This is a genomic window from Nocardioides maradonensis (assembly GCF_054777115.1).
Genome location: NZ_BAAHAZ010000010.1, coordinates 107,759 through 127,002, shown reverse-complemented (window position 1 = coordinate 127,002; position 19,244 = coordinate 107,759). Strand labels below are relative to the sequence as shown.

The 19,244-nt window shown below is 71.6% G+C and carries 17 protein-coding genes; 11 read left to right on the top strand and 6 right to left on the bottom strand.

Translation table 11 applies throughout. The features are described 5' to 3' along the window. Positions 1-32 precede the first annotated feature (32 nt). On the bottom strand, positions 33-1,241 hold the full coding sequence (locus ACYVAQ_RS13750) for a molybdopterin molybdotransferase MoeA (protein WP_460790466.1): 1,209 nt from the start codon (positions 1,239-1,241) through the stop codon (positions 33-35). 303 nt (positions 1,242-1,544) lie between these two features. On the opposite strand from ACYVAQ_RS13750, the gene glgP reads away from it, so the two are divergent. Continuing rightward, the gene (glgP, locus tag ACYVAQ_RS13745) at positions 1,545-4,058 is read left to right on the top strand and encodes an alpha-glucan family phosphorylase (protein WP_460790464.1); all 2,514 of its coding nucleotides are present in this window, start codon (positions 1,545-1,547) and stop codon (positions 4,056-4,058) included. Positions 4,059-4,071: 13 nt separating this feature from the next. Here glgP and glgX read toward each other — a convergent pair whose 3' ends face one another. After that, positions 4,072-6,162, bottom strand: a complete 2,091-nt coding sequence (glgX, locus tag ACYVAQ_RS13740) for a glycogen debranching protein GlgX (protein ID WP_460790462.1) — start codon at positions 6,160-6,162, stop codon at positions 4,072-4,074. Between the two features lie 101 nt (positions 6,163-6,263). Between glgX and ACYVAQ_RS13735 the strand changes: the two genes are divergently transcribed. The 5 genes from ACYVAQ_RS13735 to ACYVAQ_RS13715 all read left to right on the top strand — a co-directional run bounded on the left by ACYVAQ_RS13735 (position 6,264) and on the right by ACYVAQ_RS13715 (position 10,911). Then, complete coding sequence (locus tag ACYVAQ_RS13735) at positions 6,264-7,043, top strand: enoyl-CoA hydratase/isomerase family protein (protein ID WP_460790460.1); 780 nt, start codon at positions 6,264-6,266, stop codon at positions 7,041-7,043. Positions 7,044-7,074: 31 nt separating this feature from the next. After that, positions 7,075-7,464 (top strand): hypothetical protein, encoded by a 390-nt coding sequence (locus ACYVAQ_RS13730; protein ID WP_460790459.1) that lies wholly within the window; start codon positions 7,075-7,077, stop codon positions 7,462-7,464. Between the two features lie 125 nt (positions 7,465-7,589). Continuing rightward, positions 7,590-8,381: an electron transfer flavoprotein subunit beta/FixA family protein gene (locus ACYVAQ_RS13725; RefSeq protein ID WP_460790457.1), complete on the top strand. Its 792-nt coding sequence runs from the start codon at positions 7,590-7,592 to the stop codon at positions 8,379-8,381. 11 nt (positions 8,382-8,392) lie between these two features. Next, positions 8,393-9,346: an electron transfer flavoprotein subunit alpha/FixB family protein gene (locus ACYVAQ_RS13720; RefSeq protein WP_460790455.1), complete on the top strand. Its 954-nt coding sequence runs from the start codon at positions 8,393-8,395 to the stop codon at positions 9,344-9,346. Positions 9,347-9,480: 134 nt separating this feature from the next. Beyond that, positions 9,481-10,911, top strand: a complete 1,431-nt coding sequence (locus ACYVAQ_RS13715) for an MFS transporter (protein WP_460790453.1) — start codon at positions 9,481-9,483, stop codon at positions 10,909-10,911. Positions 10,912-10,964: 53 nt separating this feature from the next. Here ACYVAQ_RS13715 and ACYVAQ_RS13710 read toward each other — a convergent pair whose 3' ends face one another. Continuing rightward, the gene (locus ACYVAQ_RS13710; RefSeq protein ID WP_460790451.1) at positions 10,965-12,533 is read right to left on the bottom strand and encodes a hypothetical protein; all 1,569 of its coding nucleotides are present in this window, start codon (positions 12,531-12,533) and stop codon (positions 10,965-10,967) included. Positions 12,534-12,646: 113 nt separating this feature from the next. Between ACYVAQ_RS13710 and ACYVAQ_RS13705 the strand changes: the two genes are divergently transcribed. Next, the gene (locus ACYVAQ_RS13705; RefSeq protein WP_460790449.1) at positions 12,647-13,894 is read left to right on the top strand and encodes a glutamate-5-semialdehyde dehydrogenase; all 1,248 of its coding nucleotides are present in this window, start codon (positions 12,647-12,649) and stop codon (positions 13,892-13,894) included. Positions 13,895-13,904: 10 nt separating this feature from the next. On the opposite strand, the gene ACYVAQ_RS13700 is transcribed toward ACYVAQ_RS13705, so the two are convergent. Genes ACYVAQ_RS13700 through ACYVAQ_RS13690 form a run of 3 tightly spaced genes read right to left on the bottom strand, consistent with a single transcriptional unit; the run spans position 13,905 to position 16,605 of the window. Then, positions 13,905-15,344: an MFS transporter gene (locus tag ACYVAQ_RS13700; protein ID WP_460790447.1), complete on the bottom strand. Its 1,440-nt coding sequence runs from the start codon at positions 15,342-15,344 to the stop codon at positions 13,905-13,907. Beyond that, a complete protein-coding gene (locus ACYVAQ_RS13695) occupies positions 15,341-15,772 on the bottom strand; it encodes a MarR family winged helix-turn-helix transcriptional regulator (protein WP_460790445.1) in 432 nt (143 codons plus the stop codon). Before ACYVAQ_RS13695 ends, ACYVAQ_RS13700 begins: the two co-directional genes overlap by 4 nt. Beyond that, a complete protein-coding gene (locus ACYVAQ_RS13690) occupies positions 15,727-16,605 on the bottom strand; it encodes a DMT family transporter (RefSeq protein WP_460790443.1) in 879 nt (292 codons plus the stop codon). The genes ACYVAQ_RS13695 and ACYVAQ_RS13690 overlap by 46 nt, the downstream gene beginning before the upstream one ends. 112 nt (positions 16,606-16,717) lie before the next feature. On the opposite strand from ACYVAQ_RS13690, the gene ACYVAQ_RS13685 reads away from it, so the two are divergent. The 4 genes from ACYVAQ_RS13685 (at position 16,718) to rsfS (ending at position 19,242) form a co-directional block, all read left to right on the top strand. Beyond that, positions 16,718-17,404, top strand: a complete 687-nt coding sequence (locus ACYVAQ_RS13685; RefSeq protein WP_460790440.1) for a CDP-alcohol phosphatidyltransferase family protein — start codon at positions 16,718-16,720, stop codon at positions 17,402-17,404. Beyond that, on the top strand, positions 17,401-17,877 hold the full coding sequence (locus tag ACYVAQ_RS13680) for a hypothetical protein (RefSeq protein WP_460790436.1): 477 nt from the start codon (positions 17,401-17,403) through the stop codon (positions 17,875-17,877). Before ACYVAQ_RS13685 ends, ACYVAQ_RS13680 begins: the two co-directional genes overlap by 4 nt. Before the next feature lie 382 nt (positions 17,878-18,259). Further along, complete coding sequence (gene nadD / locus ACYVAQ_RS13675; protein WP_460790606.1) at positions 18,260-18,883, top strand: nicotinate-nucleotide adenylyltransferase; 624 nt, start codon at positions 18,260-18,262, stop codon at positions 18,881-18,883. Continuing rightward, positions 18,880-19,242 (top strand): ribosome silencing factor, encoded by a 363-nt coding sequence (rsfS, locus tag ACYVAQ_RS13670; protein WP_460790434.1) that lies wholly within the window; start codon positions 18,880-18,882, stop codon positions 19,240-19,242. The genes nadD and rsfS overlap by 4 nt, the downstream gene beginning before the upstream one ends. The last annotated feature ends 2 nt before the right edge of the window (positions 19,243-19,244 follow it).

Here is a 19,244-nt window from a genome sequence, read left to right as displayed (position 1 = left end):
CCTTCCGCGTGTCGCGGTCGTCTGTGGCGGTGTCAGCCCAGGGTCAGGTCCCACACCTCGACGCTCGCCCCGACGGCCAGGTCGGTGGTGTCGTCCGGGATGTCGATGAGGCAGTCGGCGCCGGCGTACCACCCGAGGAAGCCGCTGCCGGCGGGTCCCCAGGCACGGACCGTGCCCGCGTCCCGGTCGAGCCGTCCGCGGCGCAGCTGACGCTTGCCCGCGGGCGAGGTGAGCGCCTCGCCGACGGTCGCGGTGACGACCGGTCGGCCCGGGCGCAGGCCCGCCAGCCGGCGCAGCGCCGGGCGGACGAAGACCTCGAAGGACACCAGCGAGCTGACCGGGTTGCCGGGCAGGCAGACCACCGGCACATCGGCGTACGTGCCGAGGCCCTGGGGCATGCCGGGCTGCATGGCCACCTTGGTGAACGTCACGCCGCGCGACCCGAAGGCGTCCTTGACGACCTCGTAGGCGCCGGCGCTGACCCCGCCCGAGGTGAGGACCAGGTCGATCGCGCCGTCGGCCAGCGCCTCGTCGAGGACGGCCAGGAAGGTGGGTACGTCGTCGGCGGACGTGAGCGTGCGGACGGCCGTGGCGCCCGCCTCGGTGACGGCGGCGGCGAGCATCGGACCGTTGGAGTCGCGGATCTGACCGGCCCCCGGCTCCGGGTCGTCGGTGAGCTCGGAGCCGGTGGAGAGGACGAGCACCCGCGGGCGGCGTACGCACGTCACGGTGGTCACACCCAACGCCACGAGCGCGCCGAGCTGGGCGGCACCGATCAGCGCACCGGGCGCCAGCACCTCCGCCCCGACCCGTACGTCGCTCCCGGCCTCGCGCACGAAGCTGCCCGGCTCGCGCGCGGCGCGGACCTGCACGTGCACCGTGCCGCCGTCGGTCGCCTCGACCTCGACGACCGCGTCGGCGCCGTGCGGGATCGGCGCTCCGGTCATGATGCGCTGCGTGGTGCCGGGGTCGAGCGTCCCGACCGGCGCGCCGGCGGGGATGTCGCCCGTGACGGGCAGGAGAACGGGGGAGTGCTCGGACGCGCCGGCGACGTCGACGGCCCGCACGGCGTACCCGTCCATCCCGGAGTTGGCGAACGACGGGAGCGACTCCGGGGCGGTCACCGCCTCCGCGAGGACCCGGCCGAGGGACTCGGGCACGGGGACCTGCTCGGTCCGGGGAGCGTGGTCGAGGAGTGCCGCGACGGCGGCCTGGTGCGTGGGAACGGGGACGAGCGGCACGGCGTCAGCCTAGGCGCGGCGGCGTGTGGTCTCGATACGCCGGTCGCGACCGCTCGCAGGCTCGCGGCCGCGCGGCTACTCGACCTCCCGCCGAGATCCGCGCCCGGCCTCGCTCCGCTCGGCCGGTCGCGGCGGCGTGAAAGCGCGGCGGGCGAGCCGGCCCCCATGATCCGTCTCGCCCGCTGCTGATCGGATAACGCGACACCGCGTCACTGGTTACGGCAAAAGTTTCAGCGCCCCGCGACATGCCCCCGTCACGTGGAGACGTTGGCTCGGGCAACAGAGGCTGGCTACGTTCGAGGCATGCGCGCGATCCGACGCTTCACCGTCCGGCCCGTCCTGCCCGAGCCCCTCGCCGCCCTCGGCGAGCTCGCGCTCAACCTGCGCTGGTCGTGGCACCCGCCCACCCAGGAGCTGTTCGCGGAGATCGACCCGGACGCCTGGGAGCGGGTCGGGCAGGACCCGACGCGGCTGATCGGCGAGATCGAGCCCGCGCGCTGGGCGGAGCTGGCCGCCGACGAGGAGTTCGTGGGCCGGGTGGCCCAGGCGCGGGGCGACCTGGCGGCGTACCTCTCCGGGCCGTCGGCCTTCGACCACACGGTGGCCTACTTCTCCCCGGAGTTCGGCATCACCGCGGCGCTGCCGCAGTACTCCGGCGGTCTCGGGATCCTGGCGGGCGACCACCTCAAGGCCGCCAGCGACCTGGGTGTCCCGATCGTCGGTGTGGGCCTGCTCTACCGGCACGGCTACTTCAAGCAGTCGCTGTCGCGCGAGGGCTGGCAGCTGGAGAGCTACCCGGTGCTCGATCCGGACGAGCTGCCGATCTCGCCACTGCGCGAGGCGGACGGCGACCGGGTGCGGATCGGCATCCGGATGCCCGGCGGCGCGGACCTCTTCGCCCAGGTCTGGGTGGCGTACGTCGGCCGGGTGCCGCTGCTGCTCCTCGACACCCTGGTCGAGGAGAACCAGGGCGAGCTGCGCGACGTCACCGACCGGTTGTACGGCGGCACCGGCGAGCACCGGCTGCGCCAGGAGATCCTGCTCGGCGTCGGCGGTGTGCGCGCGCTGCGGGCCTGGTCTCGGATCACCGGAACCCCGGCGCCGGAGGTGTTCCACACCAACGAGGGCCACGCAGGCTTCCTCGGCGTCGAGCGGATCCGCGAGCTGACGGCGGACGACGCCGGCCCGCGGCTCGACCTGGCCACCGCGCTCGAGGTCGGCCGCGGGTCGACGGTGTTCACCACGCACACCCCGGTCCCGGCCGGCATCGACCGCTTCCCGCGCACCCTCATCGAGCAGTACTTCGACGAGGCCGGCGGGGTCACGCCCGGCGTACCGACGGAGGCGGTGCTCGCGCTCGGCGCCGAGGACTACCCCGGCGGCGACCCGGGCGTGTTCAACATGGCGGTGATGGGCTTCCGGCTCGCGCAGCGCGCCAACGCCGTCTCCGAGCTGCACGGCGAGGTGAGCCGCGAGATGTTCCACGGCCTGTGGCCTGCCTTCGACGAGGACGAGGAGCCGATCACCTCGATCACCAACGGCGTGCACGCGCCGACCTGGGTGGCGCCCGAGCTGCAGGCGCTCGGGCCGAAGCCCGGCGACGCCTCCGCGGTCGAGATCTGGCAGACGAAGTGGCGGATGCGCCAGACGCTCGTGGCCGACGCGCGACGCCGGCTGCGCAAGTCGTGGCAGAAGCGCGGCGCGACCCCGGGGGAGCTCGCCTGGATCGACACCGCGCTGGATCCCGACGTGCTGACGATCGGCTTCGCGCGACGGGTGCCGTCGTACAAGAGGCTCACGCTGATGCTGCGCGACCCCGACCGGCTCAAGGCCCTGCTCCTGGACCCCGACCGCCCGGTCCAGCTGGTCATCGCGGGCAAGGCGCACCCGGCCGACGAGGGCGGCAAGCGGCTGATCCAGGAGCTGGTGCGCTTCGCCGACGACCCCGAGGTGCGCCACCGGATCGTGTTCCTCCCGAACTACGACATCGCGCTGGCGCAGCCGCTCTACCCGGGCTGCGACGTCTGGCTGAACAACCCGCTGCGGCCCTACGAGGCGTGCGGCACGTCGGGCATGAAGGCCGCCCTCAACGGCGGGCTCAACCTCTCCATCCGGGACGGCTGGTGGGACGAGTGGTACGACGTGGAGTTCGGCTGGTCGATCCCGTCCGCGACCGGTGTCGACGACCCCGACCACCGCGACGACCTCGAGGCGGCGGCGCTCTACGACCTGATCGAGAACGAGGTCGCGCCGCGCTTCTACGACCGCGACAGCGACGGGGTCCCGGGGCGCTGGGTCGAGATGCTGCGCCACACCTGGGGCGAGCTCGGCCCGAAGGTGCTCGCCGACCGGATGGTGATGGAGTACGTCGACCGCCTCTACGCGCCGGCCGCCGCCAACGGCGCGGCGCTCGTCGCCGACGGGTACGCCGCCGCGCGTGACCTCGCCGCCTGGAAGGCCCGCGTGCGCGGGGCGTGGCCGGGCGTGGCCGTCGAGCACGTCGAGTCGCACGGCGTGAGCGACGCACCCGCGGTCGGTGCCGGGCTCACCCTGCGCGCCTACGTGGCGCTCGGCGAGCTCGCGCCCGACGACGTCTGCGTCGAGCTGGTGCACGGCCGGGTCGACGCCGAGGACGCCCTGGTCGACACCGCGTCGACCCCGCTCACGCTCACCGAGTCCTACGACGGCAACCGGTTCCGCTTCGACGGCGAGGTCGTCCTCGACCGCTCCGGACCGTTCGGCTACACCGTGCGGGTGGTGCCGAAGCACCCGTTGCTGGTGTCGCCCGCCGAGCTCGGGGTGGTCGCGACGGCCTGAGGCCGGCCCCGGCTCAGTCGTCCTCCTGCAGGACCACGACGCTGCGGGGCCCGATGGTGAGCGACTCACCGGACCGGACCGGCGTACCGACCGCCAGGTCCGGGTCGGTCGACAGCACGACCGACCCGCTGTGCACCCAGTCGTTGTCCGGCAGGAACAGCTCCACGTCCCCGGCGCCCGCGTGGAACCAGACCAGGAACGAGCTGTCGAGCTGCTGCTCGCCCCGCGGCCCGGGATCGCGCAGCGGCTTGCCGGAGACGAACATGCCGATCGTCTGCAGGCCCTCGTCGTGCCAGTCGTCGTCGGTCATCTCGCGACCGGTCGGGTGCAGCCAGGCGAGGTCCTTCGCGCCACCGACGATGGTCGGCCGCCCCTCGAACCAGTGTCGCTGGCGCAGCGCCGGGTGCTCGCGGCGCAGCCGCAGCGCGGTCTTGGTGATCTCGTAGACGTCGAGCCACGCGTCGTCGGGCCGCCAGTCCACCCAGGAGAGCTCGTCGTCCTGGCAGTACGCGTTGTTGTTGCCTCCCTGCGTGCGCCCGCGCTCGTCGCCCGCGGTCAGCATCGGCACGCCGTTGGACAGGCACAGCGTCGCCATCAGGTTGGCGGCCTGGCGGCGCCGGGCCGCGACGATCGCGGGGTCGTCGGTCTCGCCCTCGACGCCGAAGTTCTGCGACCGGTTGTTGTCGGTGCCGTCGCGGTTGTCCTCGCCGTTGGCCTCGTTGTGCTTGTGCTCGTAGGAGACGAGGTCGCGCACGGTGAACCCGTCGTGGGCGGTCACGAAGTTGACCGAGTTGTACGCCGAGCGCCCGTCGTCGGCGTACAGGTCCGAGGAGCCGGCCAGTCGCGTGGCGACGTCGTGCATGCCCGAGGTCTGGGTGCGCCAGAAGTCCCGCACCGTGTCACGGAACTTGTCGTTCCACTCCACCCACGGCGGCGGCATGTCGCCGACCAGGTAGCCGTCCATCGAGGTGTCCCAGGGCTCGGCGATCAGCTTCACGTGCCGCAGCACCGGGTCCTGGCCGATCGCGGTGAGCAGCTTGCAGGCCATGTCGATCCGGATCGCGTCCTCGCCGGCGGTGCGGGTGAGGGCCGACATCAGGTCGAAGCGGAAGCCGTCGACGTGCATCTCGGTGACCCAGTAGCGCAGCGAGTCGAGGATCAGCCGCAGCGCGAGGGGGTCCTCGGAGTCGACCGTGTTGCCGCAGCCGGTGACGTCCCAGTAGGTGTCGTCGTACTCGCCGTCGGCGGTCGGCACCCGTCGGTAGAAGCCGCGGTCGTCGAGGCCGCGGAAGCTCAGCGTCGGTCCGTCCGGCCCGGCCTCGGCCGTGTGGTTGTAGACCACGTCGAGGATCACCTCGATGCCGGCGGCGTGGAAGGACCGCACCATCTGCTTGAACTCCAGGACCTGCTGGCCCCGGTCCCCGGAGGCCGAGTAGGCGGCGTGCGGGGCGAAGAACCCGATCGTGTTGTAGCCCCAGTAGTTCGTCAGCCCGCGCTCGACCAGCGCCGGCTCCGGGACGAACTGCTGCACGGGCAGCAGCTCGACCGCGGTGACCCCGAGGTCGCGCAGGTAGTCGGTGACGACGGAGTGGCCGAGCCCGGCGTACGTGCCGCGCAGCTCGGGCGGGATCCGGTCGTGCAGCTGGGTGAACCCCTTGACGTGCAGCTCGTAGATGACGGTGTCGCGCCAGCGCAGCGACATGGGGACGTCGTCACCCCAGTCGTACGCCGGGTCGACGACCACGCTGCGCAGCGGATCGCCGCCCGCGGCCAGGCCGTAGGGGTCGAGCAGCACGACCTCCGGGTCGAACCGCAGCCCCTGCTCGGGGTCGTGCGGGCCGTCGACGCGGTAGCCGTAGCGGGTGCCCGGAGCGATCCCGGGCAGGGCGCCGTGCCAGATGCCGAGGGACTGCTCGGTCAGCGGGAACCGCCGCTCGGCCTCGCCAGGCCCGTCGTCGTACAGGCACAGCCACACCTCCGTCGCGCGGGGTGCGTAGACCGCGAAGTTGGTCGACGCGACCGTCCAGGTCGCGCCGAGGGGCCAGTTGCGGCCCGGCCACGTCGGAGCCTGCTCACCGAGAGATCGCCACAGTCCGGGGGTCACGCCGCCACGTTAGACGACCCGTCGTTTCGCGGGTCGGGCTGCACAGTGGTGGCCGTCACGGCAGAATGCCGCTGACAGGCATCCTCGAGGGAAGGGACCCGATGACCGAGTTCGTCCGGCTGGACGTGGCCGACGGTGTGGGGACGATCCGACTGGACCGTCCGAAGATGAACGCGATCAGCCTGCAGGTGCAGGACGAGCTGACCGCGGTCGCCGCCGAGGCCTCCGCGCGCGACGACGTCCGGGCGGTGGTCGTCTGGGGTGGCGAGCGCGTCTTCGCCGCCGGCAACGACGTCAAGGAGATGGAGGAGATCTCCTACACCGCGATGGTGGACCGGGTCGACGCCCTGCAGGGCGCGGTCACCGCGATCGCACGGATCCCCAAGCCCGTCGTCGCCGCCATCAACGGCTACGCGCTCGGCGGTGGGTGCGAGCTGGCCATGGCCGCCGACGTCCGGTACGCCGCCGAGGACGCCGTCCTGGGCCAGCCCGAGGTGCTTCTGGGCATCATCCCCGGCGCCGGGGGTACCCAGCGTCTGCCGCGACTGGTCGGCCCTGCCAAGGCGAAGGAGATCATGTTCAGCGGACGGTTCGTGAAGGCCGACGAGGCGTTGGCGATCGGCCTGGTCGACAAGGTGCTCCCGGCCGCCGAGGTGTACGACGCCGCGGTCGCGTGGGCGCAGCAGTTCGCCACGGCGGCGCCGTACGCGCTGCGGGCGATCAAGGAGTCGGTTGACCAGGGTCTCGAGAACGACCTGGAGACAGGGCTGTTCATCGAGCGCCGGCACTTCTCCTCGATCTTCGCCACCGAGGACGCGCGCATCGGCATGAGGTCCTTCGTCGAGAACGGGCCGGGCAAGGCCACCTTCACAGGCAAGTGACGCGGGACCGAGCGACGCGGGAGGGCGTGCGGTGAGCGATGAGCAGGACACCGGGGACCCCCAGACCCCGGAGGCCGCGGCCGACGCGGAGCCGGCCCGGAAGCGCAGCCGTGCCCTGACCTCGGCCCAGATCCGTGGCCGCGTGGCGTCGGTGGTCTGGACGATCTGCGTGGTGATCGCGCTGTGCCTCGCCGGCGCCGCGTTCAGCTACGCGCTCGACGCCAACCCGGGCAACTCGCTGATCAAGCTGCTGCGCGAGGTGGCCGACCACTGCGACCTGGGGTGGTTCGACCTGCGCAACCCGATCTGGCGGGGGACCGGTGCCAATGCCGAGACCAAGACCGTGCTCGCCAACTACGGCATCGCGGCGGTGGTGTACCTCGTCGTGGGTCGGGCACTGGAGCGCCTGATCCGCCGGTGATGCGGTCCGACGGCCCGATCCGGCGTGGCGAAGGCCACGTGGACGGGTTCGCCGGTGCTGGTGACCGGGCGGTAACCTGCCCAACGCTGTCCTACGAGTAGGAAGGGGCCCTTGCGGCCACAACCATGAACATTGTCGTGTGCGTTAAGTACGTTCCCGACGCGACCGCCGACCGGCGGTTCGAGTCGGACAACACCGTTGACCGCGTGGGCGTCGACGGGCTCCTCTCCGAGCTCGACGAGTACGCCGTGGAGCAGGCCCTGCAGCTCAAGGAGAAGCGTGCCGACGAGGAGGTCAACGTCATCGCGCTGACCGTCGGCCCCGAGGCGGCCGAGGCTGCCGTGCGCAAGGCGCTGCAGATGGGTGCCGACTCGGCCGTCCACGTCGTCGACGACGCGATCGCCGGTTCCGACGCGATCGCCACCTCGCTCGTCCTGGCCAAGGCCATCGAGAAGATCGGCGTCCCGGACCTGGTCGTGACCGGTCTCGCGGGCACCGACTCGATGATGAGCGTCATGCCGGCCATGCTGGCCGAGCGCCTGGGCCTCCCGCAGGTCTCCCAGGCCGCGGTCGTGGAGTCGCAGGGCAACCAGGTCCGCATCAAGCGCGACGGCGACGCCGCGACCGAGGTCATCGGCGGCACCATGCCGCTGGTCCTCTCGGTGACCGACCAGTCCGGCGAGGCCCGCTACCCGTCCTTCAAGGGCATCATGGCGGCCAAGAAGAAGCCGCTGGAGACCTACTCGCTCGCCGACCTGGGTGTCGACGCGGGCGAGGTCGGCCTGTCCGTGGCGTGGAGCGAGGTCACCGAGACCGCCGCCCGCCCGCCGCGCACCGCCGGCGAGATCGTCAAGGACGAGGACGGGTCGGGCGCCACGGCGCTGGTCGAGTTCCTCGCCTCGAAGAAGTTCATCTGAGGAGGCTGAACATGTCTGAAGTCCTGGTTCTCGTCGACCACGTCGACGGTACGGTCAAGAAGCCGACGTACGAGCTCCTCGCCATCGCCAAGCGGCTCGGTGAGCCCTCGGCCGTCTTCATCGGTGGTGCCGACAAGGCCGCTGCTGTCGCGGAGGCCGTCAAGGGCTACGGCGCCGAGAAGGTGTACGTCGTCGACGACACCGAGGTCAAGGGCTACCTGGTGGCCCCCAAGGCCGAGGTCCTCGCCCAGATCGCCGGCACCGCGTCGCCGGCCGCGGTCCTGATCCCGTCCTCGGCCGAGGGCAAGGAGATCGCGGGTCGTCTGGCGATCAAGCTCGGCTCGGGCCTGATCACCGACGCGATCGACGTCGAGGCCGACGGCACGACCACGCAGTCGGTCTTCGCCGGCAACTACACGGTCAAGGCGAAGGTCACCAAGGGCACGCCGATCATCACGGTCAAGCCGAACTCCGCCGCTCCGGAGGAGGGTGCCGGCGCCGGCACCGTCGAGAACGTCTCCGTGACGATCTCGGACGCCGCCAAGACCGCGCAGATCGTGGCCTCGCAGCCGCGTCAGGCCACGGGCCGCCCCGAGCTCACCGAGGCCGCGATCGTGGTCTCCGGTGGTCGTGGCACCGGCGGTGACTTCACCGCGGTCGAGGCCCTCGCCGACGCCCTCGGTGCGGCCGTGGGTGCCTCGCGTGCCGCGGTCGACTCCGGCTGGAAGCCTCACACCTTCCAGGTCGGCCAGACCGGCAAGACGGTCTCGCCTCAGCTGTACGTCGCCAACGGCATCTCCGGCGCGATCCAGCACCGCGCCGGCATGCAGACCTCGAAGACCATCGTGGCCGTCAACAAGGACGAGGAGGCCCCGATCTTCGAGCTCGTGGACTTCGGCGTCGTCGGCGACCTGCACACGGTGCTCCCGAAGGTCACCGAGGGCATCAACGCTCGCAAGGGCTGAGGACCCAGCTCCCCGACGACCGGGGGGCACCGTCGCGACGGTGCCCCCCGGTCGTGCTTTTGACGGGCATACGGCGAGGTGGACCGGGAACCGGTGTCTGTCACATCGATCCGAGAAGGAGTGTGCCTGCACCCGTGAGTGTCCTGGCTCCGCGTGAGCGCAAGAGGAACTGGTCCGCCGACGAGATCATCGTCTCCGACCCCGCCGTCGTCCGCCGCGCGATCGGCGCGGCCGCGATCGGCAACATCACCGAGTGGTACGACTTCGGCGTCTACGCCTACTTCGAGCCGACGATCAAGGACGTGTTCTTCCACGGGCTGAGCAACACCGCCGGCACCATCGCGACGTTCGGGCTCTTCGCCGTGGCCTTCCTGGTGCGCCCGTTCGGCGGCCTGTTCTTCGGCCCCCTCGCCGACCGGATCGGCCGCAACACGGTGCTCGCGACGACGATGGTCCTGATGGCCCTCGGCACCTTCGCGATCGGGTGCATCCCCGACAAGCAGACGATCGGGCTCTGGGCGCCCGCACTGCTGCTCGTCGCGCGGCTCGTCCAGGGCTTCTCCACCGGCGGTGAGTACGGCAACGCCATGACGTTCATCGCCGAGTACGCGCCCGACCGGCGCCGAGGGTTCCTCGGAAGCTGGCTGGAGTTCGGCACCTTCACCGGCTACCTCCTCGGCGCCCTCGTGGTCACCGTCGTCGACGCCCAGCTCACCAGCGCCCAGCTGCACGCGTGGGGCTGGCGGCTGCCGTTCCTCGTGGCGCTGCCGCTCGGCATCGTCGGTGTCTACCTGCGGACCCGACTGGCCGACACCCCCGCGTTCCAGCAGATGGAGCGCGACTCCGAACAGCGCGAGCGGGCCCACCGGGCCAGCAGCGAGGCGCGGGTCCTCGCCCGGCTCTGGCCGTACCTGCTGGTGTGCATGGGCCTGGTGATCGTCTGGAACGTGACCAACTACATGCTCACGTCGTACATGCCGACGTACGTCACCGAGACCGTGCCGGACATGTCGGGCGGCGGTGGCATCTCCTCGAGCACCTCGCAGTGGCTGCAGATCGCGGTCATGGCCATCGCGCTGCTCCTCATCCCGCTGCTCGGCATGCTCTCGGACCGGATCGGGCGCAAGCCGCTGATGTGGACCGGCACCGTCATGCTGATCGTGCTCGCGCTGCCGATGATCCTGCTCGTCCGCGCGCACAGCACGGTCGCGGTCTTCGCCGGCCTGGCGCTGATGGGCTTCGCGCTGATCTGCTTCAGCGCCACCGGCCCCTCTACGCTTCCCTCTCTGTTCCCCACCGAGGTGCGCGGCGCCGGCCTGTCGGTCGCGTTCAACGTCGCGATCTCGCTGTTCTGCGGCACCGTGTCGGTCGTCGTCGGCGCGTTGGTCAGCGCGACCGGGGACCTGAGCTGGCCGGCGTACTACCTGATCGGAGCCGGTGTCGTCGGGGCAGTCTCGCTGGTGTTCCTGCAGGAGCCGAACGGTCGACGGATGTGGGGATCTGCTCCTGCGGCCGCGTCCGAGGAGGAGGCCGAGGAGGTGGCCGCCGGGGCGACCACCTCCTGAGCCTGCTGTCGTCGGCCGCCCTCCGTCAGCCGTCCTCGGTCAGCCGCTCTCCGTCAGTCGCCGGCGTAGGCGTAGCCCGGGTCGTCGACCAGGCCGATCTTCTGGATGCCCCGGATCGTGCGGTGCCCGGTCGTGCCGCCGATGCAGATCCGGCGCTTGGCCTGGTTGTTGGTGGTGTCGGACTCGATCAGCGTCCGCGCGCCGGTCGCGGCGTTGACGACCGGGTTGCCCTCGACCCAGACGTTGTAGCAACCGTTCGGCAGGTTGCGCAGGTCGAAGGACTGTCCGGCGCGGAACTGGGCGTAGGTGTCGCCCCAGCCCGCCGCCAGGACCTCCCGCGTCGACAGCGAGGTGTAGTCGCCGCAGGCGGTCGCCAGGTCGGTGTTGCTCGGGTTCATGTCGGCACCCGGGCCGGCCAGGTCCACGGCGTCGGTGTTGGCCAGGCAGAAGGCCTCCTTGCGGGAGTCCACGCCGCCCACGTCGTGCGCGTGCCCGGACGGCTGCGGCGTCACGCCGAGCGGGAGCATCGAGTACGCCGCGAATGACTTGAAGTGCCAGTGCAGGTGCGTGGGGCGGGCGTCCCACTCGAAGGTGCCGACCTTGACGTAGTCGGGCAGCTGCTTGCCGTCGGGGCCGTAGAAGTACTGGTACCCGTCCATGGTCAGGTCGCCGGTGCGGAAGCCGTCGACCACCATCGGCGAGGTGCCGCCGTTCCACACGGTCGCGGAGAACTGCAGGAAGTTGCCGTTCGGCGAGATCTGGAAGCCGGTGGCGGGCAGGGCGCGCAGGTCGGGCAGCGGCGTGCCGGGCGGCAGCTCGGCCGCGGTGATGGCGCGCTGCGCGCTGGGACGTACGCCGGAGGGCTGGGCCAGGCGCGGCGTCGACCGGGGAGCGGTGCGCGGAGCCGTGCGGCAGCCGCGGGCGGCGGTGCGGTCGACGATGCAGCCGCTCTCGCGCTTCACCACGACCGTCGAGGTCACGCTGCGGTTCGCCAGCGGGATCTGGAGCGCCCTGGCCCACAGCGGGTTGACCTTGATGGCGACCTGCCAGCGTCCCGTGGGCACCCGGACGTTGAGCCCGCCGAACTGGTCGGTCACCGACGCGGCGTAGCCCTGCTGGATGCCCATCAGCGCGCCGAGCGCGTACGGGCTGTAGTAGCACTGGGTCGGGTAGTCGGACTCGCCCGGCGCCGCCGGGTCGACCCGGTCGGCCTGCTGGCCGATGCAGGAGTCGAACCGGTGGAAGAACGCCTTGTTGCGGGTCGTCCCGAGCGGCGTGAACTTCATGAACAGGAACGAGCCCAGTGCGTTGAACGTGACCGGCAGGTCCGTCGACAGCGGTACGTCGGTGCCGCCGATCCGCTCGAAGGCCTGCAGCGGGGTGTCGTAGTCGGGGCGCGTGACCCGCAGCTCGAACGGGCCGCCGGAGTTGACCAGGCGCACCCCGAAGCCGCCGTACACGCTGTTGCCGTAGGTGTAGATCGTCTGCTTCGCGGGCGCGGAGAGCTTGAGCGCCGGGGGAGGCGGGGTGTCGGCGCTGGCCGGCTGGCTCGCCAACCCTGCCGACAGGATCGGTGTGGCGAGGGCGAGGGCGCCGGCGGCGATGCGGAACCTGAGGGACATGCGGATCCTCCCGGTGGAGCGATGGATGGGGTGCCGGCCCGAGCGGCCGTCTGCCGACTGGGACGCGCGAGCACGCCGACCGGTTGCGTGTCGCCGACGACTAATCTGAGCGCGTGAGTATCGCCGATGACGTGATCGACGTGGCCCGGGCCGCCCGCACCGCCTCCCGCACGCTGGCGCTGGCCACCCGCGCCCAGAAGGACCGTGCGCTGCACGCGATGGCCGACGCGCTGCAGGCCCGCGCCGAGGAGGTCCTCGCCGCCAACGCCGGGGACATCGCGCGTGCCGAGGCGGCCGGTACGCCCGCGAACATCATCGACCGGCTCCGGCTCACCCCCGACCGGCTCGACGGGATGGCCCAGGGCCTGCGCGACGTCGCGGGCCTCGCCGACCCGGTCGGCGAGGTCGTCCGTGGTGGCGTGCTCGCGAACGGGCTCGAGATGCGCCAGGTGCGGGTCCCGTTCGGCGTCGTCGGGATGATCTACGAGGCGCGCCCCAACGTGACGGCCGATGCCGCGGGCATCTGCCTGAAGTCCGGCAACGCCGTGCTGCTGCGCGGGTCCTCGTCGGCCCGGTCCAGCAACGCCGCCCTCGTCGCGGTCATGCGCGACGCGATCGTCGCCGCCGACCTGCCCGCCGACGTCGTCCAGCTCGTCCCCGGTGACAGCCACGACAGCGTCAAGGCCCTGATGCGCGCGCGGGGGTACGTCGACGTGCTGATCCCGCGCGGGGGCGCCGGTCTGATCCAGTCCGTCGTCGAGGAGTCGACGGTGCCCGTCATCGAGACCGGGGTCGGCAACTGCCACGTGTACGTCGACGCGGCCGCCGACCTCGACAAGGCCCTCGCCATCGTCATCAACGCCAAGACCCACCGCACGTCGGTGTGCAACGCGGCCGAGTCGCTCCTGGTGCACCGGGACGTGGCGGGGGATTTTCTGCCCCGCGTCACCGCGGCCTTCCAGACCGCGGGCGTCGTCGTCCACGGGGACGCGTCCTTCCAGGAGCTCGGCGCGGAGCCCGCCACCGACGACGACTGGGGCACGGAGTACCTCTCCCTGGACATCGCCGCCCGCGTCGTGACCTCGATCGACGAGGCGATCGAGCACATCCAGACCTGGTCCAGCGCGCACACCGAGGCGATCGTCACCGAGGACCAGGGCGCGGCCCGGCGCTTCGTCGCGGAGGTCGACTCGGCCGCGGTGCTCGTCAACGCGTCGACCCGCTTCACCGACGGTGGCGAGTTCGGCTTCGGCGCCGAGATCGGGATCAGCACCCAGAAGCTGCACGCCCGCGGGCCGATGGGCCTCCCCGAGATGACGTCCACGAAGTACGTCGTCATCGGGGACGGTCACATCCGCTGACGGACCTCCTTCACGCGGCTCCCAGGGCGGCCGCGGCCCGGTCCCGGGTGCGGTGCGCCAGCGCGCTGGTCGTGACGAACGCCAGCACCAGCAGGGCGAGGCCGCAGCCGAGCATCAGCCACCAGGCCGCGTGGGTCGCGTCGGCCAGGCCGGTCGGCACCGAGCCCTCGAGGTGGCCGAAGGCGATCGTCGGCAGCAGCGCCACGCCCAGCGAGATGCCGACCTGGCGGCTCGTCGACGCGATGGCCGCGGCGACGCCGGCCTGGGCCCGCGGCATCCCGGAGACCGCGGAGTTGGTGATCGGGGCGTTGAGCATGCCGAAGCCGATCCCGAAGGCGAGGTAGGCGAAGCCGAGGTAGACCATCGAGGTGCCCGGCTCGAGGCGCAGCAGCAGGACCGCGCTCACCGTGATGCCGGTCGCAGCGAGGACGAGCGGGATGCGCGGGCCGACGGCACCGACGATCCGGCCCGACAACGGGGACATCACGGCGGTCGCGCCGGCCATGGGCAGCGTCATCAGGCCGGCGGCGATCGGCGAGAGGCCGCGCACCTCCTGCAGGTAGAGGGTGTTGAGGAAGAGGAACCCGCCCATCGCGCAGAAGCCGAGGACGGCGCAGAGCACCGCTCCGCTGAACGGGATGCTCGCGAAGAAGCGCGGGTCCAGCAGCGGTTCGGCACGCTGCAGCTCGTAGCCCACCAGGACGACAGTCGCCACCGCCGCCGCGGCGAAGCACCCCAGGACGGTCGGGGAGGCCCAGCCCAGCCCGCGGCCCTCGATGATCGCGAAGGTCAGGGTGGCCAGCACGACGACCACCAGCACCTGCGCGACCGGGTCGAGCCGGCGTACCCGCTCCGCACGGGACTCCGGAACCCACCGGGCGGTCAGGACGAGCGCGGCCAGGACCACGGGGATGTTGAGCCAGAAGATCGCCCGCCACCCGATGCCGTCGACGAGCCCGCCGCCGAGCACCGGCCCCAGCGCCATGCTCAGGCCGACCGTCGCACCCCAGATGCCGATCGCCTGGGCGCGCTCGCGCGGCTCGTGGAAGGTGTTGGTGATGATCGACATCGCCACCGGGTTGAGCATCGACCCGCCGACGGCCTGGAGCGTGCGGGCGGCGATGAGCACGTCGGGGGACTGCGCGGCCGAGCACAGCAGCGAGCCCAGGCCGAACAGCACCAGGCCCACCTGGAAGACGCGGCGCCGGCCGAGCCGGTCGCCGGTGGACCCGCCGAGCATGAGCAGGCTGGCCAGGACCAGGGTGTACGCGTCGATGACCCACTGCAGCTGGTCGCCGCTGGCGGCGAGGTCGCGCGCGATCGACGGCAGCGCCACGTTCACGCCGGTCACGTCGATGCCGACGATGAAGAGGCTGAGGCAGCAGATGGCCAGCACGCCCATCCGCCGGCCGTGGGTCAGGTCGCCGTCGTACGCCGTCGGGGCGCTCATGCCTCCGCCGCCTCTCGCATCTTGTCGACCAGCCGGGCCAGCTCGCGTCGCTCGGCGGCGGTCAGGGTGGCGACCGGGGCGGGCACCACGCCGGGGAGGTGGCGCAGGCGCTCCATCAGGTCGCGGCCGGCGTCGGTGATGGTCACGAGCCGCATGCGGGCGTCGTCGGGGTGGGGGACCCGCGCGGCGTACCCGCGACGGACGAGGTCGTTGACGATGCCCGACATCGCCGGGGCGTCGACGTGCATCGCCTCGGCCAGCTCGCGCTGGCTCAGCGGCCGGTCCTCGACGCGGCGCAGGGCGCGGTAGCGGCTCCACGGCATGCCGCTCGCCTCCTGGAGCAGGGCCGGAGCCAGTCGCTTGTGGTCCATGACCAGGCCCATCAGGCCCATCCAGACCGCGATCGGGTCGGAGCTCGTGCGTCGCATGGAAATGATTGTACGACAACAACTATTGGACGCAAGCTCCAGAGGCCGTGGGCGATCACAACCAGGCACAGCACGGCGATCGCGATGGTCGTCGGCGAGGTGTCGACCGTCTCGCGGAGCACGGTCACGCCGAAGGCGACGGTCAGCAGGCAGTTGGTGACGTTGAGGACCGGCATCGACGTGGACAGCGGGCCCGCGCTGTAGGCGACCTGGTTCACCGCGAGCCCACCGACCCCGCAGGCGACCACGGCGTACGGGAGCCAGGTGAGGGGGAGCGCCGCCGCCGGGTGCGTGCGCAGCCACAGCTGGGTCGCGTCGACGAGGACGGCCATCAGCCCGAAGAGGACCCCGGAGGTCACGCCGAGGGCGGCGGCGCGGGTCGCGGGTCGGCGCGCCGCCCGCGCCAGCACGGCGACCGCGCCGGCGGCCAGCGCGCAGGTCCCGACGGCCAGGAAGAGCTGCGTCGGGTCCGGGGCGGCCGGCGCCGACCCGGGGTCCGCGACGAGCAGGAAGAGCGCGAGCGCCGCGACCGTCGTCGTCGCGGTCCGCACGTCGCGCCACTCCGGCCTGCTGCCGACCATCAGCTCGCGCAGCGGCAGCGCCACGACGATCCCGACGACCACGATCGGCTGGACCAGGCTGATCGGGCCGTACCGCAGGGCCAGCACGTGCCAGGTGAACCCGACCGGTCCGAGGGCGAGGGCCAGCAGCCACCGGGGGCGCCGCCACAGGCCGGTGAGCGGCCCGGCGCCGGCGGCGTGGTGCTGGACCGCGGTGGAGAGTGCGGTGGTGCCGGCGCTCGCGAGCGCGAAGCCGATCGCCAGCCAGATCACGTCCCGGACGCTAGGTGGGCGACGTGGCCCGACGGTGAACGGCGCGTGGATGTCGCGCTGACGTGACGGGGAGTGTGCGGGCGTCGTACCGCTGCACGATAGGTTGCGGGCCATGGCGGGGACCCACGAGCGGATCATGGCCGACGCCGCGAGCGAGCGTCTCTTCACCGGTGCCACGATCATCACCTTCGTCCGGATCGTCATCACGCTGGTGATCGCGCTGTGGGCGGCGCACGAGCAGTCCCTGACCTGGATGTGGATCGGGCTGGTGTCGCACTGGATCGGCGACAGCCTGGACGGCGAGTGGGCGCGCTGGTTCGACTGCGAGACCCGGATCGGTGCGGTCGTCGACATGATGTGCGACCGGCTGGCCTGTGGTGTCCTGTACGGCGGTCTGGTGTGGCTGCAGCCGAAGGGCTGGCTGTTCGACCAGGGCCACATGACGCTCATCGGGATCCCCATCGGGATCTACCTGCTGGAGTTCATGGTCGTCGACATGTTCCTGTCGACGGCGTTCCTGGCCTGGCCGATCCGCAGCCCTAACTACTTCTGGGTCGTCGACAAGCGGATCTACCTGTGGAACTGGTCGCGGATCGGCAAGGGCGCCAACTCGGGCGCGTTCGCGGTGATCCTGCTGTTCAGCGGCTGGTGGTGGCTGGGGACGATCATCGCCGTGGGTCTGCTGGTGGTGAAGTGCGTCTCGCTGCGCTGGCTGCTGCAGCTGGGCCTGCCCGTCCCGGACCGCCCGATCCCCGAGCACCTCCCGGCCGAGATCCGCGACCGGATCGCCACCGCATGATCCTGGTCTGGCTGACGACCTGCGTCTTCAGCCTGGCGTCCGCGCTGCTCCCGTTCCTCCCGATGGAGGTGTACATCCTGGGGGCCGGGGCCAAGTACGGTGACAGCACCGGCGCCGCGATCTCGCTCGGCATCGCGGCCGGCGTCGGCGCGACCTTCGGCAAGATCATCTGGTACGAGCTCGCCCTGCACGGCAGCAAGCTGCCCTGGGTGCAGCGCAAGCTGTCGAAGCCGAAGATCGCCGAGGCCTACGAGCGCTGGACCACGCGGATGCAGGGACGCCCTTGGTACGCCGCCGCCATCATGTTCGTCGCGGCCTCCGTGGGCATCCCGCCGCTGCTCGCGATGGCGGCCGTCGCGGGCTTCCTCAAGATGCCGATGTGGGTCTTCATCCCGACCGTCGTGGTCGGCCGCAGCATCCGCTTCGCCCTGCTGTTCATGGGCGTCGACGTGATCCACGTGCTGATTGGATAGCATCAGCGCCATGCTCGCGCTCGAGATTGACCCGTGGCTCGTCGGTGGTGGCTTCCTGCTGGTCCTGCTGCTCATGCTGGTAGCCCTGGTGGCCTTCGGTGGCGGACGCGACCACACGTGAGTCTGGCCGAGCGTGTCGCCGCTTTCGACGCCTCGCCTCACTTGGGCGTCTCACTCCTCCGGTTGCTCGTTCCTCGCTCCCTTCGTCGCTCGACGCCCGCGCTCGGCCTCGGCGTCGGCGGCGCCACGCTGCCGGCCCGCAGTTGGCTCGCGTAGGTCCAGCCCTGGTCTGGCGGCAAGACTTGGGTGACGCGCTCGTGCGCTCTCCAGCCCTGATCTTCGTCGAGGTTCCGCTGTGACGGGCCAGCAGCGGGTCGGGGTGATGGGCGGCACCTTCGACCCGATCCACCACGGCCACCTCGTCGCAGCCTCGGAGGTCCAGGGCTGGTACGACCTCGACGAGGTCATCTTCGTCCCGACCGGACAGCCGTGGCAGAAGGCCGAGCGGCGCGTCTCCCCGGCCGAGCACCGCTACCTGATGACGGTGATCGCCACCGCGGCGAACCCGCGGTTCACGGTGTCGCGCGTCGACATCGACCGGCCCGGTCCGACGTACACGATCGACACGCTGCGCGACCTGCAGGCGGTGCGGCCGAACGCCGACCTGTTCTTCATCACCGGCGCGGACGCGTTGGCGAACATCGCCACCTGGCGCGACGCGGACGAGGTCTTCGACCTCGCCCACTTCGTGGGCTGCACCCGGCCGGGGGCCGACCTGGCTCCGGAGGTCGTCGATTCGCTTCCGGGCGACAAGGTGACCATCCTCGAGGTGCCGGCGCTGGCGATCTCGTCCACCGACTGCCGTGAGCGACAGGCGGCCGGGCAGCCGATCTGGTACCTCGTGCCGGACGGCGTCGTCCAGTACATCGACAAGCACCGCCTCTACCCGGACACACAGGGGGCTTCGCCCCCCGTGGACCCCCCGAAGACCCAAGGAACTCCATGACCGCCACCGACTTCGCCGTCGGCCTGATCGAGGTCGCGGCGCGTGCCGCGTCCGACAAGCTCGCGACCGACCTGATCGCCTTCGACGTCAGCGAGCAGCTCGCCATCACCGACGCGTTCCTGCTCGCCTCGGGCTCGAACGACCGCCAGGTCAAGGCGATCGTCGAGGAGATCGAGGACCGGGTCCGCGAGGCCGGCGCGAAGCCGATCCGCCGCGAGGGCGAGCGGGACGGCCGGTGGGTGCTGCTCGACTTCGGCGACATCGTGGTGCACGTGCAGCACGAGGAGGAGCGGCAGTACTACGCGCTCGAGCGGCTCTGGCGCGACTGCCCGACCATCCCGCTGCCCGACGGGCTCTGAGC

What these genes read in the sequence shown, in the direction of transcription:
- glgP (WP_460790464.1), top strand. Translation starts at nt 1,545, where the DNA reads ATGCGCGCGATCCGACGCTTCACCGTCCGGCCCGTCCTGCCCGAGCCC.
- ACYVAQ_RS13735 (WP_460790460.1), top strand. Translation starts at nt 6,264, where the DNA reads ATGACCGAGTTCGTCCGGCTGGACGTGGCCGACGGTGTGGGGACGATC.
- ACYVAQ_RS13725 (WP_460790457.1), top strand. Translation starts at nt 7,590, where the DNA reads ATGAACATTGTCGTGTGCGTTAAGTACGTTCCCGACGCGACCGCCGAC.
- ACYVAQ_RS13720 (WP_460790455.1), top strand. Translation starts at nt 8,393, where the DNA reads ATGTCTGAAGTCCTGGTTCTCGTCGACCACGTCGACGGTACGGTCAAG.
- ACYVAQ_RS13710 (WP_460790451.1), bottom strand. Translation starts at nt 12,533, where the DNA reads ATGTCCCTCAGGTTCCGCATCGCCGCCGGCGCCCTCGCCCTCGCCACA.
- ACYVAQ_RS13700 (WP_460790447.1), bottom strand. Translation starts at nt 15,344, where the DNA reads ATGAGCGCCCCGACGGCGTACGACGGCGACCTGACCCACGGCCGGCGG.
- ACYVAQ_RS13695 (WP_460790445.1), bottom strand. Translation starts at nt 15,772, where the DNA reads ATGCGACGCACGAGCTCCGACCCGATCGCGGTCTGGATGGGCCTGATG.
- ACYVAQ_RS13685 (WP_460790440.1), top strand. Translation starts at nt 16,718, where the DNA reads ATGGCGGGGACCCACGAGCGGATCATGGCCGACGCCGCGAGCGAGCGT.
- ACYVAQ_RS13680 (WP_460790436.1), top strand. Translation starts at nt 17,401, where the DNA reads ATGATCCTGGTCTGGCTGACGACCTGCGTCTTCAGCCTGGCGTCCGCG.
- nadD (WP_460790606.1), top strand. Translation starts at nt 18,260, where the DNA reads ATGGGCGGCACCTTCGACCCGATCCACCACGGCCACCTCGTCGCAGCC.
- rsfS (WP_460790434.1), top strand. Translation starts at nt 18,880, where the DNA reads ATGACCGCCACCGACTTCGCCGTCGGCCTGATCGAGGTCGCGGCGCGT.